Below are 13,448 nucleotides of genomic sequence, written 5' to 3'. Positions count from 1 at the left end.
ACCTACGGACGCCGAGAGGCCCGGCCCCGCGTGATGCGGGACCGGGCCTCTCGGACGTACTGGCGCCGGGGTCAGATGTCGAAGACCTCGTTGACCAGGGCCACCTGCTCGGCCTGGTGGCGCTTGTTGGAGCCGACCGCCGGCGACGAGCCGTGCGGGCGGGAGACCCGCCGCAGCCGCTCCGGGGCCGGGATGTCCGCGCCGACCGCCAGGTCGAGGTGGTCGATCAGGTTGAGCGCGACGAACGGCCACGCACCCTGGTTCGCCGGCTCCTCCTGGGCCCACACGAACTTCGCCGCGTTGGAGTACCGGGCGATCTCGGCCTGCAGCTCCTCACCCGGCAGCGGGTAGAGGCGCTCGATGCGGACGATGGCGGTGTCGGTGAGACCGCGCTTGGTCCGCTCCTCGACGAGGTCGTAGTAGACCTTGCCCGAGCAGAAGACGACCTTGCGGACGTCCGCGGCGTTCACCGCGTCGTCGCCGATCACCGGCCGGAAGCTGCCGGTGGTGAACTCCTCCGCCTTGGACGTCGCCGCCTTCAGACGCAGCATCGACTTCGGGGTGAAGACGACGAGCGGCTTGTGGTGCGGGTTGTGCACCTGCCAGCGCAGCAGGTGGAAGTAGTTCGACGGCAGGGTCGGCATGGCGACCGTCATGTTGTTCTGCGCGCAGAGCTGGAGGTACCGCTCGATCCGGGCCGAGGAGTGGTCCGGGCCCTGGCCCTCGTAGCCGTGCGGCAGCAGCAGGGTGACCCCGGAGGTCTGGTTCCACTTCTGCTCGGCGGAGGAGATCAGCTCGTCGATGACGGTCTGCGCGCCGTTGGCGAAGTCGCCGAACTGCGCCTCCCACATGACCAGCGATTCCGGGCGGGCCAGCGAGTAGCCGTACTCGAAGCCCATCGCCGCGTACTCGCTGAGCAGCGAGTCGTAGACGTTGTAGCGGGCCTGGTCCTCGGAGAGGTAGAGCAGCGGCGTGTAGTCCTGGCCGGTCTCCCGGTCCACCAGCACCGCGTGGCGCTGGCCGAAGGTGCCGCGGCGGGAGTCCTGGCCGGCGAGCCGGACCGGGGTGCCCTCCATCAGCAGCGAGCCGATGGCGAGCGTCTCGCCGGTGCCCCAGTCGATCGTGCCCTCCTCGACCTGCGTCGCCCGGCGCTGCAGCTGCGGGAGCAGCCGCGGGTGCACGGTGACCCGGTCGGGGATGTTGACCTGGGACTCGGCGATCCGCTTGAGGACCTCCTGGGAGATCGCGGTCTTCACCGTCACCGGGAACTCCGCCTGCGGCTGCGGGACCTCGGCCGGGGCCGGGGCCGTGGTGGCCTCCCGGACCTCGGTGAAGACCTTCTCCAGCTGCCCCTGGAAGTCCTGGAGCGCCTGCTCGGCCTCTTCCAGGGTGATGTCGCCGCGACCGATGAGGGACTCGGTGTAGAGCTTGCGCACCGAGCGCTTCTTGTCGATCACGTGGTACATCAGCGGCTGCGTGAACTCGGGGTTGTCGGTCTCGTTGTGACCGCGACGCCGGTAGCAGATCAGGTCGATCACGACGTCCTTGTTGAACGCCTGGCGGTACTCGAAGGCGAGCCGCGCGACGCGCACCACGGCCTCCGGGTCGTCGCCGTTCACGTGGAAGATCGGCGCCTCGATCATGCGGGCCACGTCGGTGGCGTACATGGAGGAGCGGGCCGACTCCGGCGCGGCGGTGAAGCCGACCTGGTTGTTGATGACGATGTGCACCGTGCCGCCGGTGCGGTAGCCGCGCAGCTGCGACATGTTCAGCGTCTCGGCCACCACGCCCTGGCCCGCGAAGGCCGCGTCGCCGTGCAGCAGGACCGGCAGGACCGTGAAGTCCGTGCCGCCCTTGCCGATGACGTCCTGCTTGGCGCGGGAGATGCCTTCGACCACCGGGTCGACGGTCTCCAGGTGCGAGGGGTTGGCGGCCAGCGAGACCTGGATCTGCTCGCCGTCCAGACCGGTGAAGGTGCCCTCGGCGCCCAGGTGGTACTTCACGTCGCCGGAGCCGTGCATCGACTTCGGGTCGAGGTTGCCCTCGAACTCGCGGAAGATCTGCGCGTACGACTTGCCGACGATGTTGGCGAGGACGTTCAGCCGGCCGCGGTGGGCCATGCCGATGACGACCTCGTCGAGGCGCGACTCGGCGGCCGAGTCGATGACCGCGTCGAGCAGCGGGATGACGGACTCGCCGCCCTCCAGCGAGAACCGCTTCTGGCCGACGTACTTCGTCTGCAGGAACGTCTCGAACGCCTCGGCGGAGTTCAGCCGGCGCAGGATGCGCAGCTGCTCGTCACGCTCGGGCTTGGAGTGACCGCGCTCCACGCGGTCCTGGATCCACTTGCGCTCCTTGGGGTCCTGGATGTGCATGAACTCGATGCCGGTGGTGCGGCAGTACGAGTCGCGGAGCACGCCCAGGATGTCGCGCAGCTTCATCATCGACTTGCCGGCGAAGCCGCCGACCGCGAACTCGCGCTCCAGGTCCCACAGCGTCAGCCCGTGCTCGATGATGTCGAGGTCCGGGTGCTTGCGCTGGCGGTACTCCAGCGGGTCGGTGTCGGCCATGACGTGGCCGCGGACCCGGTAGGAGTGGATCAGGTCGAAGACGCGCGCGGCCTTGGTGACGTCGTTCTCGTGCGAGACGTCGATGTCGCGGAGCCAGCGGACCGGCTCGTACGGGATGCGCAGCGCCTTGAAGATCTCGTCGAAGAACTCGTTCTCGCCGAGCAGCAGCTGGTTCATGATCCGCAGGAACTCGCCGGAGGCGGCGCCCTGGATCACCCGGTGGTCGTACGTCGAGGTCAGCGTCATGACCTTGGAGATGCCCAGCTTGTTCAGGGCGTCCTGGGAGGTGCCCTGGAACTCGGCGGGGTAGTCCATCGCGCCGACGCCGAGGATCAGGCCCTGGCCGGGCATCAGGCGCGGCACGGAGTGCACGGTGCCGATGCCGCCGGGGTTGGTCAGCGACGCGGTGACGCCGGTGAAGTCGTCCATCGTCAGCTTGTTCGCGCGGGCGCGGCGGACGATGTCCTCGTACGCCTGCCAGAACTCGAAGAAGTTGAGCGTCTCCGCCTTCTTGATCCCCGCGACTACGAGCTGGCGGTCGCCGTTGGGCTTGACCAGGTCGATGGCGAGACCGAGGTTGACGTGCTCGGGCTTGACGAGGGTCGGCTTGCCGTCCTTCTCCGCGAAGGAGTGGTTCATCGACGGCATCAGCTTCAGCGCCTGCACCATGGCGTAGCCGATGAGGTGCGTGAAGGAGACCTTGCCACCCCGGGCGCGCTTGAGGTGGTTGTTGATCACGATGCGGTTGTCGAAGAGCAGCTTCACCGGGACCGCGCGCACGGACGTGGCCGTGGGCAGCTCCAGCGAGGCGTTCATGTTCTTCGCGACCGCCGCGGCGGGACCCCGCAGCGGGACGTACTCGGTGCCCTCGGGCGCCGCGGCCGCCGGCTTCGCGGCGGGCTTCGCCGGGGCCGGGGCGGGCTTGGCCGCCGGGCTCGGGGCGGCGGCCGCCGGAGCGGCCTTCACCGGCTGCGGAGCGGCCTGCGCGGCGGCCGGTGGGGCGGTGGTGGGGGCCGGAGTGTCGGCTCCCGTGACGCCCTGCGGCGGCTGGGCCGCCGGGGCGCCCGGCTTGTAGTCGGCGAAGAAGTCCCACCAGGCTCGGTCGACCGAGTTCGGGTCCTGGAGGTACTGCTGGTAGATCTCGTCGACGAGCCACTCATTGGGGCCGAAGACATCGGCTGGGCTCTTGCCCGGCCCGTTCTCTTCGGTCGAGATGCTCGAGGTGTTGGGGGACTGTGGCGACACGGCGGCAACCGCCCTCTTCCGCTTCCTAAGGTGGTGGACAGCGGGAATAAAGGCTACGCCTCTTGGGACCTTGCTTGCAGGCCACACGGGCCAGTCGTCGCGCAAGTCACATTGTTGGGTTGGTTTCGGGGCATGACTTGGCGGGAAACACACGGAGTTTCGCTGCCCTTGCGGTCCCCAAGGCTCTCCGAGGGTTCGGGTGATAGCGCCCACAACCCTCGAATGTGTGCTTCCAACGTCGACCCTACGTCAACTCGCCGGGCGAGGCGTTCCCGGAAGAGTGACCTGGATGCGGCACCCACGGGGGGATTCGGCCACCCCTATCCGGCCACCGTGCAGATCGACCGCCCAGCGCGCGATGGCCAGCCCCAGCCCCGTGCCGCCGTCGGTGCCCGGACCCTGCTGACCCGAGCCGCCCCGGTTGAAGCGCTCGAAGACCCGGTGCCGCTCGGACTCCGGGATGCCCGGCCCCTCGTCGATCACCTCCAGCGCCAGCGTCTCCTCGCCCTCGCCGCGCCGCGCGCGGACCGTGACCCGGCCGCGCTGCGGACTGTGCTTGACCGCGTTGTCGACCAGATTGGCCACCACCTGGTGCAGCCGCTCCACGTCCGCGTACGCGGTCAGCTCCGGCGGAGATACGTCCAGGTGGAGATGGACGTCCTTACGGGTGTGCGGCGCGGAACCGCTGCCGTTGGCCATGCTGGCCTCCTTCAGCACGCCCGCCAGGTACGGCCAGACCTCGAAGCGCCGCGAGCGCAGCGGCACGACGCCGTTGTCCAGCCGGGACAGGTCCAGCAGCTGCTCCACGAGCCGGCCCAGCCGCTGCGTCTGGCGCAGCGCGATCCGCATCGTCTCCGGGTCCGCCTCCGAGACGCCGTCGACGACGTTCTCCAGCACCGCGCGCAGCCCCGCGATCGGGGTGCGCAGCTCGTGCGAGACGTTGGCGACCAGCTCCTTGCGGTGGGTGTCCACGGCCTCCAGATCGGCGGCCATGTGGTTGAAGGCGGTGGCCAGGTCGCCGAACTCGTCGCGCCGGTCGGCCCGTACCCGCCGGGTGTAGTCGCCGTGCGCCATGGCCCCGGTGACCTCGGTCATCTCGTCCAGCGGCGCGGTCAGCCCCTGCGCCACGAACTGGGTGATCAGCAGCGAGGCGATGATCGAGAAGACGGTGATGATGCGCAGCTCGGTCGCGGAGTGGATCGCGACGAAGACCAGCAGGGTGGTGATGGTCACCGACCCTATGACGAGCGCGCCGAGCGCGGCCTTCACCGACCGGTACGGGTCCAGCGGCCGCAGCGCTTCCCACACCCGGCCCCAGGCGCCCGTGCGCTTGGTCTGCTCGGTCCCGCTCATGGGGCGCCACCACGGGTCGAACCGGTCGAACCGCATGTCGCGTGGCGGCCGTCCGTGCCCTGGCCGATCACGTAGCGGTCGAACCCGTCTCGGCCGGTCACGTCGCGGCCGGGCGGCTGCCGGTACGTACGGCCGGCCGCCCCCTCGCCGCTCATGCGGCCCGTCATGCCGCCGGGGTCTCCAGCGCGTAGCCCACACCGTGAACCGTGCGGATGCGCTCGGCCCCGATCTTCCGGCGCAGCGCCTTGATGTGGCTGTCCACGGTCCGCGTCCCGGAGGCGTCGGCCCAGTCCCACACCTCCGCCAGCAGCTGCTCGCGGGAGAGCACCGCGCGGGGCGTGTTGGCGAGGCAGACCAGCAGGTCGAACTCGGTGGGCGTCAGATGCACGTCGATGCCGCGCACCCGCACCCGGCGCTGCGCGTGGTCGATCTCCAGCTCGCCCAGGCGCAGGATGCCGCTGCGCGGCGTGTGCGCGGCCATCGCCGCCCGCTCCACCCGGCGCAGCAGCACGTGCACCCGCGCCGCCAGCTCCCGCATCGAGAACGGCTTGGTCATGTAGTCGTCCGCGCCGACCCCGAGCCCGACCAGCATGTCCGTCTCGTCGTCGCGGGCGGTCAGCATCAGGACGGGCACCGGCCGCTGCGCCTGGACCCGGCGGCAGACCTCCAGGCCGTCGAAGCCGGGCAGCATGATGTCCAGCACGAGCGCGTCGGGCTGCCACGCCTCGGCCGTCTCCACGGCGGCGGGGCCGTCGCCCGCGGTCTGTACCTGGAACCCTTCGGCGCGCAGCCGGGCCGCGATGGCGTCGACTATCGTCTGGTCGTCCTCGACCACCAGCACCCTGCGCTGTGCGCCCGGACTGGCCGCGGCGCCGCCCGGGCTGATGTGTGTCTGCTCCATGCGCCCCGCCCTTAGCGTCTTTCCGTGCCCGGTCGTGCTTGGTCACGCCTGGCTCCTGCGTGCCTGGTCGCCTCTACGCAAAGCAGAGTACGGGCAGGTGGCAAGGGACGGCTACGCGCCCTGAACCGCCAGGTGGACCACGTCCGGTACGCCTCGGGCAACTGCGATCTCTTCCGTCCGTACACCCGTGAACCCGGCATTCCGGAGAGCCTCGTCGAAGGCCGGGGACGGCTGCGCGGACCAGACGGCGAGCACGCCGCCGGGGTTCAGCCGGGCGCGGCAGGCGGCCAGCCCGGCGGGGGAGTAGAGGCCGCCGTTGTCCTCGGTGACGGTCCAGTCGGGGCCGTTGTCGATGTCCAGGCAGAGCGCGTCGTAGATGTGCGGGGCGTCACGCACGTACGCGACGAGGTCGGTGTGCAGGATCTCGGTCCGGGGGTCGGCGAGCGCCTCGGCGGAGACCGCGGCGAGCGGCCCGGCGCGGTGCCAGTCGATGACGGCCGCCTCGCGCTCGACCACCGCGATCCGGCCCCAGCGCCGCTCGGCGGCGGCCCGCGCGAGGGAGAAGCCGACGCCGAGGCCGCCGATCAGGAGGGCGGGCGCCGGCCGCTCGGGCGGCAGCGCGGCGAGGGCCGCGTCGATCAGCAGCCGCTCGGAGCGGCCGTCCGAGGTGTCCATCAGGAAGCAGCCGTTGGCGATGATCTCGTAGACGTCGCCGGCCGGACCGCCCGCTCCGCCGCCCGGCCCGGACCGGCCCACGGACGCCGGGCGCCGCCTGAGCACCACTTCGCCGTACGGGCCCTCGCGGCGCTCCAAGGTGACGGGGGCGTCGGTGACGTCGTACTGCGGCGACATGGCGCGGGACCTCCGGATGGCTCGGCGGTGAACGAGGGGGAAAGGTGTGGAGACGGGACGCCTCGTACTCATTTTCGGTTGCCTATTGTGACAGGAGTCACTGACAGGGGTTGATTCCCCGGTCGACGCTGCACCTTAATGTTCTGGGAGCGACCGAGGGACACGGCCGCCCGGAGGGAAGGGGCCCGACCGCCGTGACCTTGGTGGACGCTGCCGATGTGCCGGTTGTCACCCAGCCCGAGGCCGCGCGCCCGCTCGCGCCGACGTGGCTGAGACGGGCCCTCGAAGCGCGCCCCTGGGGGATTCTGCCGACCCCGCTCGGCACCCCGTTCACCTTCGTTTACGCCCTCGTCCTGATGGCCACCGCCGCGTACGCCGACTACGGCGACCAGGAGACCGTGAGCCGGCTGCTCCGCGACTCCAGCACCGACGTCGCGCACCTCTCGGACCGGCCGCTGCTCGTGCTCGTCGCGAGCGCGCTGTGGGTCGCGGGCGGGCTCCAGTCGGCGTACGGGGTCGCCTTCCTCTTCATCCTCACGGCCCTCGAACGGCGCGTCGGCGGCCTGCGCACCGTGGGCGTCTTCCTCCTCGGCCACGTCGTCGCGACGCTGGCCACGGAGCTTCCGGTGGCCTGGGGCGTCGCCATGGGCGAGCTGCCGACGGCCTCCCTGCACCGCCTCGACTACGGGATCAGCTTCGGGCTGATGGCGTGTACGGGCGCGCTCGCCGGGCTGCTGCCGCCCTGGGCCCGGTGGACGCTGCTGGGGTCGGCGGGGCTGCTGTGCGCCCGTGACCTGCTGGAGTACCTCGACCCGCTCTCCGCCTGGGGCCATCCGCTGGCCGGCCTGGTCGGCATCGCCTGCTGGCCCGCCATCCGGCAGCGGGTACGGGCGAGGGAACGCGAACGGGAACGGGCGATGACGCGGCTCTGAGGGCTCCTGGGCGCGTAAAAGCTCTGAAGGGAACGGGCGCGGGCTGGGAGAATGGGGGGCCGCCCCGACGGGCGGCGCCCGCCTCGTATCAGGAGCTCACGCACGTTGTCCGACGCCGACCGCGCACAACCGACCACCGGGCCCGCCGGTTCCGCCGACGATGCCGACGCGCTCGGCCTGCGCTCCGACTGCGCCAGCTGCTTCGGGCTGTGCTGCGTCGCGCTGCCCTTCGCGGCCTCGGCGGACTTCGCGATCGACAAGGACGCCGGCAAGCCCTGCCGCAACCTTCAGTCGGACTTCCGCTGCGGCATCCACGCCGACCTGCGGCAGCGCGGCTTCTCGGGCTGCACCGTCTTCGACTGCTTCGGCGCGGGCCAGAAGGTCTCCCAGGTCACCTTCGGCGGCCGGGACTGGCGGCAGGCGCCGGACACCGCGCGCCCGATGTTCGACGTGTTCCCCGTCATGCGGCAGCTCCACGAACTCCTGTGGTACCTCGCCGAAGCGCTGTCCCTGCCGCAGGCCCGTTCCCTCCACGGCGAACTGCGCGACGCCCTGCGCCGGACCGAGCGGCTCACCGGCGGCAGCGCCGAGGAGCTGGCGGAGCTGGACGTGGCGGCGCACCGGGGCGAGGTCAACGCGCTGCTGCTGCGGACGAGCGAGCTGGTACGGGCCGGTGTCGCGGGGCGCAAGAAGAAGAACCATCGGGGCGCCGACCTCATCGGCGCCCGGCTCCGCGGCGCGGACCTGCGGGGCGCCAACCTGCGCGGCGCCTACCTCATCGCCGCCGACCTGGGCGGCGCCGACTTGCGCGCGGCCGACCTGATCGGCGCCGACCTCCGCGACGCCGATCTGCGCGGCGCGGACCTCACCGGCAGCATCTTCCTCACCCAGGCCCAGCTCAACGCGGCCAAGGGCGACGCCGCCACCCAGCTGCCCGGGGCGCTGACGCGGCCGGGGCACTGGAGCTGATCCGCTCGGCGCCCGGCATTACGCCCGGCGGGAAGAGCCCGTACCGCGCTTATTGAAGGTTCACGGTCAACCTGGTTGGCTTCTCCGGCATCCGACCGCCGGGAGTGCCGCCCATGCGAGCCTTCGGACCTTTCGCCGCCAGAGCCGTGGGGATCGCCTGCGTCCTCGTTCTCGCGGGCCTCGCCCCCGACGCGGCTCCAGTCCCGGCCGTACGAGCGGACGCGGCTCCTGCCCCCGGCTCCGGGATACCGCCGCTCACCGACGACCGCGGCCGGGCCGTCACGCTGCGCGGCTGGAACGTCGAGGACAAGGCCCATCGCGGCCCCGACGCGCTGACCGCCGTCACCGAGAAGCACTTCCGCGACCTGCGCGGCCAGGGCTTCGACTTCGCCCGCCTGCTGATCTTCTGGGACGACCTGGAGCCGGACCCCGGCCGGTACAGCGAGCGCTACCTCCGCAGGATCGGGCGGATTCTGGACTGGGCGGAGAAGTACCGCGTCCACGTCCTCCTCGACGCGCACCAGGATGTTTTCGGCCCGGCCTTCGGGCACCGCGGCATCCCCCGCTGGGCGACGCGCACCGACGGGCTGCCCTTCACCCCGAACCCCGGCGACTGGTTCTCGGAGTACTTCCAGCCCGCCGTGCAGCGCGCCTTCACCCACCTCTACGAGGACGCGGACCTCCGGCGCGCCCAGGCCCGTATGTGGCGCGTCCTCGCCGGCCGGTTCGGCGGCCACCCGGCCGTACTCGGCTACGACCTCGTCAACGAGCCGATGGGCGAGCCGCGGGCGGGCGAGGACCTGCCGACGGCGGCCCGCCGGATCGAGGCCGGGCAGCTCACGCCCATGTACCGCCGCCTCGCCCGCGCGATCCGCCGCGTCGACCGCCGCACCTGGCTGTTCGTGGAGCCCACTCCGGTCGTCGGCGAGGGCGTCCCGACCGGGCTCGGCGGGATCGGGGACCCGAGGGTGGTGTACGCCCCGCACTTCTACGGCACGGCGATGGAGGCGGGCGGCGACTACGACCCGGCGGCGGGCTGGATCGAGGCGTACGAGGCGGCCGTCACCGGCTATCCGAAGCGGTACGGCGTCCCGGTGGTGATCGGCGAATGGGGGCCGCCCGACGGAGGTCTCCCGCACATGAACCAGTTCTACCGGGACGCCCTCGCCTCGATGGCCCGCTACAGCTCCGGCTGGGCGGGCTATGTGTGGTGTTACGGCGGCGGCTACTGCGCTCTCGACGCCGCGGGCCGGTTCCGCCCGAACAAGGACCGGACCGCCGCCCCGTACGCCGCCGCGGTCGCGGGCCGGGTGCGCGGGGAGGCGTACGGCCCCGAGAGCCGCCGCTACCGCCTCACGTACACCGCCGGCTCCCCGGCGCCCACCGAGATCTCCCTGCCGCCGGACCCGCGGGGCTGGCGGATCGCGGTGGCGGGCCGGGCCTGGAGCGACGCGCGCGCGGTGGCGCGGGGGCGGTCGGCGGTGGTGCGGGTACGGGCGCTGCCGGGGGCGCGGGTGGCGGTGACGGCGCGGCCGGGGTGACGTAGCGGCGGGGCGGGCCGATGTGACAGCATCAGTCCATGCTGACATCAGTCGAAGCTGATCTGCTCCAGGTCCTGTCCTCCCCGCTCAGGCTCCGGATCGTGACGCTGCTCGCCCGCGAGACGCTGTGCACCACGCACCTGGTCGAGGAGACCGGCGCCCGCCAGACCAACCTCTCCAACCACCTCAGAGTGCTGCGCGAGGCAGGCGTCGTGGACACCGAGCCGTGCGGCAACTACACGTACTACCGGCTGCGGCCGCAGGTCGTCGAGGCGCTGGCCGGTTCCTTCGCGGAGCTGGCCGCCGCCGCGCGCGAGACCGCGGCCGCCGACCGCAGGAGGCCGTGCCCGTGACCCGCGCCGACCCCGCCGCGACCGCTCAAGGCCGTACGGACGCCCCGCCCGCGTCCCCGGTCGCCGCGCGGCTCTCCACGCTCGACCGCTTCCTCGCGGTCTGGATTCTGCTGGCCATGGGGCTCGGACTGGGCCTGGGCCGGCTGGTCCCCGGCCTGAACGACGCCCTCGCGGCGGTCGAGATCGGCGGGGTCTCGCTGCCGATCGCCGTCGGCCTGCTGGTCATGATGTACCCGGTCCTCGCGAAGGTCCGCTACGACCGGCTCGACGCGGTCACCGGCGACAAGAAGCTGATGGTCTCCTCACTGGCCGTCAACTGGCTGCTCGGGCCCGCCGTGATGTTCGCGCTGGCCTGGCTCTTCCTGCCGGACCTGCCCGAGTACCGCACCGGCCTGATCATCGTCGGCCTCGCCCGGTGCATCGCGATGGTCATCATCTGGAACGACCTGGCCTGCGGCGACCGCGAGGCCGCCGCCGTGCTCGTCGCCCTGAACTCCGTCTTCCAGGTCGTCGCCTTCGGCCTGCTCGGCTGGTTCTACCTCGACCTGCTGCCCGGCTGGCTGGGCCTCGGCGACGGCCATCGCCTGGACATCTCCATGGGGAAGATCGCCCTGAACGTCGTCGTCTTCCTCGGCGTCCCCCTGGTCGCCGGGTTCCTCACCCGCCGGCTGGGGGAGCGGCGGATGGGCCGGGAGCGGTACGAGGCGAAGCTGCTGCCGAGGATCGGCCCCTGGGCGCTGTACGGGCTGCTGTTCACCATCGTCGTCCTCTTCGCCCTCCAGGGGCGGACGATCACCTCGCAGCCGCTGGACGTCGCCCGCATCGCGCTGCCGCTGCTCGCCTACTTCGCGCTCATGTGGTTCGGCACGTTCGCCCTCGGCAAGGGGCTCGGCCTCCCGTACGACCGCACGGCGACCCTCGCGTTCACCGCCGCGGGCAACAACTTCGAACTCGCCATCGCGGTCGCCATCGCGACCTTCGGCGTCACCTCCGGCCAGGCCCTCTCCGGGGTCGTCGGCCCGCTCATCGAGGTGCCGGTGCTGATCGCGCTGGTCTACGTGTCCCTGGCCTGGCGGCGGAAGTTCGGCGCCGGGGCGGCGTGAGACGCCCGCCCGGCGGCCGGTCCGGGCCGCGCGCCGGGCCCGTTCCGGCCGGACGCCGGCCGGATGCCCGAAGGACGTCGGAAGGATGCCGGCGGTATCCCGTGACGACGGGTTGCCGGATGCGGCCGGGCTCCGTAACGATGCCCTATGAGCCTGACGACCGAAGGCCGCGCCCCGGGACCGGTGCGTTTCTATCTCGCCTGCGACCGCGGGGGCTGCACGGAGCGGGTCACCTTCGACCTGGTGATCTCCGAACCACCACCGGACGAGGAGCTGGATCTCACCAACTTCCTGCTCCATGAGGCCAAGCAGGCGGTTCCGCACATCGCCGAGCTGGGCTGGATCTTCATTCAGGGCGGCGAGGGCTACTGGTGCCCGACCTGCTCGACGCCGTCCCGCGGACCGGCGGCCGGGGCCTCCTGAGGGGCGGACGAGCACGACAACAGCGGTACGGGCGGACCGGGCCGGACGGACTGCCACGCCGGGCGGCCCGGCCCGTACCGCCGCGGCGCGCCCGTCCGTACCGCTGCGCTGCATCCGCCCGTCCGTATCGCCGCATTAATCACCCGTGCCCGGCGGGCGCGGAATCAGAGGCCGATGACGACCTTCCCCAGGCCCGCGGCCCGCTCGAAGTAGGAGAACGCCTCCGGCGCGGCGGCGAACGGGAAGACGCGGTCGATGACGGGCCGCAGCCGGTGCTGACCGATGACCCGGTTCATCCGCTCGAAGTCGCTCCGGCTGCCGACGACGACGGTCCGCAGCGCCGCGCCGCGCCGGAAGAACCGCGTCAGGTCCATGCCGCCGCCCGACGCGAGATTGCCGACGAGGGAGATCCGGCCGCCGTCGGCGAGGGCGTCGACCGACTGGGCGATCGTTCCGGCCCCGCCGATCTCCACGACGAGATCGACGCCGCGCCCGCCGGCGAGCGCCCGTACCCGTGCGCCCCACTCGGGCGTACGGGCGTAGTCGACGACGTCGGACGCGCCGAGGGCCTTCAGGCGTTCGGCCTTCTCCGCGCTGGACGTCGTGGCCAGCACGCGCGCCCCGGCCAGGCGGGCGAATTGGAGCGCGAAGACGGACACCCCGCCCGAGCCCTGGACGAGCAGTGTGTCGCCCGGTCCGATACCGCTGACGGCCGACCACGCCGTGAGCGCGGCGCACGGGAGGGTAGCCGCCTCCTCGTAGGAGAGGTGGTCGGGCACGCCGACCACGCTCTGTTCGTCGACGGCGATGTACTCGGTGAGCCACCCGTCGCGCTGCACGCCGTACAGCTCGCCCCAGCCGGGGAACGGCCCGTAGAGCCAGTCCGGGTGGAAGCTGCTCATGACGCGGTCGCCGGCCCGGAACCGCGAGACGCCGTCCCCGACCGCCGCCACGACGCCCGCGCCGTCGGAGACCGGTACGCGCCCCGGCGGCACCGGGGCCGAGTACGTACCGCTGACGATGAGCCGGTCCCGCGCGTTGAGCGCGGCGGCCTTCACCCGTACGAGCAACTGCCCGGCGGCCGGGACGGGCACGGGCCGCTCCACGGGGACGACCGGGGCGCCGGGGCCGCCGCTCACCTCGAACGCGCGCATGGACTGCTCTTCTCCGGCTGCACCGGCGGCTGTAGCTCTCACGCCTTCACGC

General features: G+C 72.1%; 12 protein-coding genes. 6 read left to right on the top strand and 6 right to left on the bottom strand.

From position 1 onward, the window contains the following. Window positions 1–71: 71 nt before the first annotated feature. The 5 genes from AB0I22_RS02445 to AB0I22_RS02425 all read right to left on the bottom strand — a co-directional run bounded on the left by AB0I22_RS02445 (window position 72) and on the right by AB0I22_RS02425 (window position 6,921). The gene (locus tag AB0I22_RS02445; RefSeq protein ID WP_363128744.1) at window positions 72–3,815 is read right to left on the bottom strand and encodes a multifunctional oxoglutarate decarboxylase/oxoglutarate dehydrogenase thiamine pyrophosphate-binding subunit/dihydrolipoyllysine-residue succinyltransferase subunit; all 3,744 of its coding nucleotides are present in this window, start codon (window positions 3,813–3,815) and stop codon (window positions 72–74) included. Window positions 3,816–4,064: 249 nt separating this feature from the next. Next, window positions 4,065–5,168 carry an ATP-binding protein gene (locus tag AB0I22_RS02440; RefSeq protein WP_363128743.1) on the bottom strand — a complete coding sequence of 368 codons (1,104 nt, stop codon included), beginning with the start codon at window positions 5,166–5,168 and terminating at the stop codon, window positions 4,065–4,067. Further along, window positions 5,165–5,335, bottom strand: coding sequence for a hypothetical protein (locus AB0I22_RS02435; protein WP_363128742.1), 171 nt, complete (start codon window positions 5,333–5,335; stop codon window positions 5,165–5,167). Before AB0I22_RS02435 ends, AB0I22_RS02440 begins: the two co-directional genes overlap by 4 nt. Then, a complete protein-coding gene (locus AB0I22_RS02430; RefSeq protein WP_363128741.1) occupies window positions 5,332–6,069 on the bottom strand; it encodes a response regulator transcription factor in 738 nt (245 codons plus the stop codon). The genes AB0I22_RS02435 and AB0I22_RS02430 overlap by 4 nt, the downstream gene beginning before the upstream one ends. Window positions 6,070–6,180: 111 nt before the next feature. Further along, window positions 6,181–6,921, bottom strand: coding sequence for a spermidine synthase (locus AB0I22_RS02425; RefSeq protein WP_363128740.1), 741 nt, complete (start codon window positions 6,919–6,921; stop codon window positions 6,181–6,183). A 194-nt stretch (window positions 6,922–7,115) separates the two neighbouring features. Between AB0I22_RS02425 and AB0I22_RS02420 the strand changes: the two genes are divergently transcribed. From AB0I22_RS02420 to AB0I22_RS02395, 6 genes are all read left to right on the top strand, one after another. After that, on the top strand, window positions 7,116–7,853 hold the full coding sequence (locus AB0I22_RS02420) for a rhomboid-like protein (protein ID WP_363128739.1): 738 nt from the start codon (window positions 7,116–7,118) through the stop codon (window positions 7,851–7,853). 177 nt (window positions 7,854–8,030) lie between these two features. Then, window positions 8,031–8,822 (top strand): pentapeptide repeat-containing protein, encoded by a 792-nt coding sequence (locus AB0I22_RS02415; protein WP_363129081.1) that lies wholly within the window; start codon window positions 8,031–8,033, stop codon window positions 8,820–8,822. A 113-nt stretch (window positions 8,823–8,935) separates the two neighbouring features. Then, window positions 8,936–10,363 carry a cellulase family glycosylhydrolase gene (locus AB0I22_RS02410; protein ID WP_363128738.1) on the top strand — a complete coding sequence of 476 codons (1,428 nt, stop codon included), beginning with the start codon at window positions 8,936–8,938 and terminating at the stop codon, window positions 10,361–10,363. 38 nt (window positions 10,364–10,401) lie between these two features. After that, the gene (locus tag AB0I22_RS02405) at window positions 10,402–10,716 is read left to right on the top strand and encodes a metalloregulator ArsR/SmtB family transcription factor (RefSeq protein ID WP_363128737.1); all 315 of its coding nucleotides are present in this window, start codon (window positions 10,402–10,404) and stop codon (window positions 10,714–10,716) included. After that, the gene (gene arsB / locus AB0I22_RS02400; RefSeq protein WP_363128736.1) at window positions 10,713–11,819 is read left to right on the top strand and encodes an ACR3 family arsenite efflux transporter; all 1,107 of its coding nucleotides are present in this window, start codon (window positions 10,713–10,715) and stop codon (window positions 11,817–11,819) included. The genes AB0I22_RS02405 and arsB overlap by 4 nt, the downstream gene beginning before the upstream one ends. A gap of 147 nt (window positions 11,820–11,966) precedes the next feature. After that, on the top strand, window positions 11,967–12,242 hold the full coding sequence (locus AB0I22_RS02395) for a hypothetical protein (RefSeq protein WP_363128735.1): 276 nt from the start codon (window positions 11,967–11,969) through the stop codon (window positions 12,240–12,242). Between the two features lie 164 nt (window positions 12,243–12,406). Here AB0I22_RS02395 and AB0I22_RS02390 read toward each other — a convergent pair whose 3' ends face one another. Continuing rightward, window positions 12,407–13,438: an NAD(P)-dependent alcohol dehydrogenase gene (locus AB0I22_RS02390; RefSeq protein WP_363128734.1), complete on the bottom strand. Its 1,032-nt coding sequence runs from the start codon at window positions 13,436–13,438 to the stop codon at window positions 12,407–12,409. Window positions 13,439–13,448: the final 10 nt, after the last annotated feature.

The organism is Streptomyces sp. NPDC050610 (assembly GCF_040654875.1).
Taxonomy (GTDB): domain Bacteria; phylum Actinomycetota; class Actinomycetes; order Streptomycetales; family Streptomycetaceae; genus Streptomyces.
This window is presented reverse-complemented; position numbering and strand designations above follow the sequence as displayed.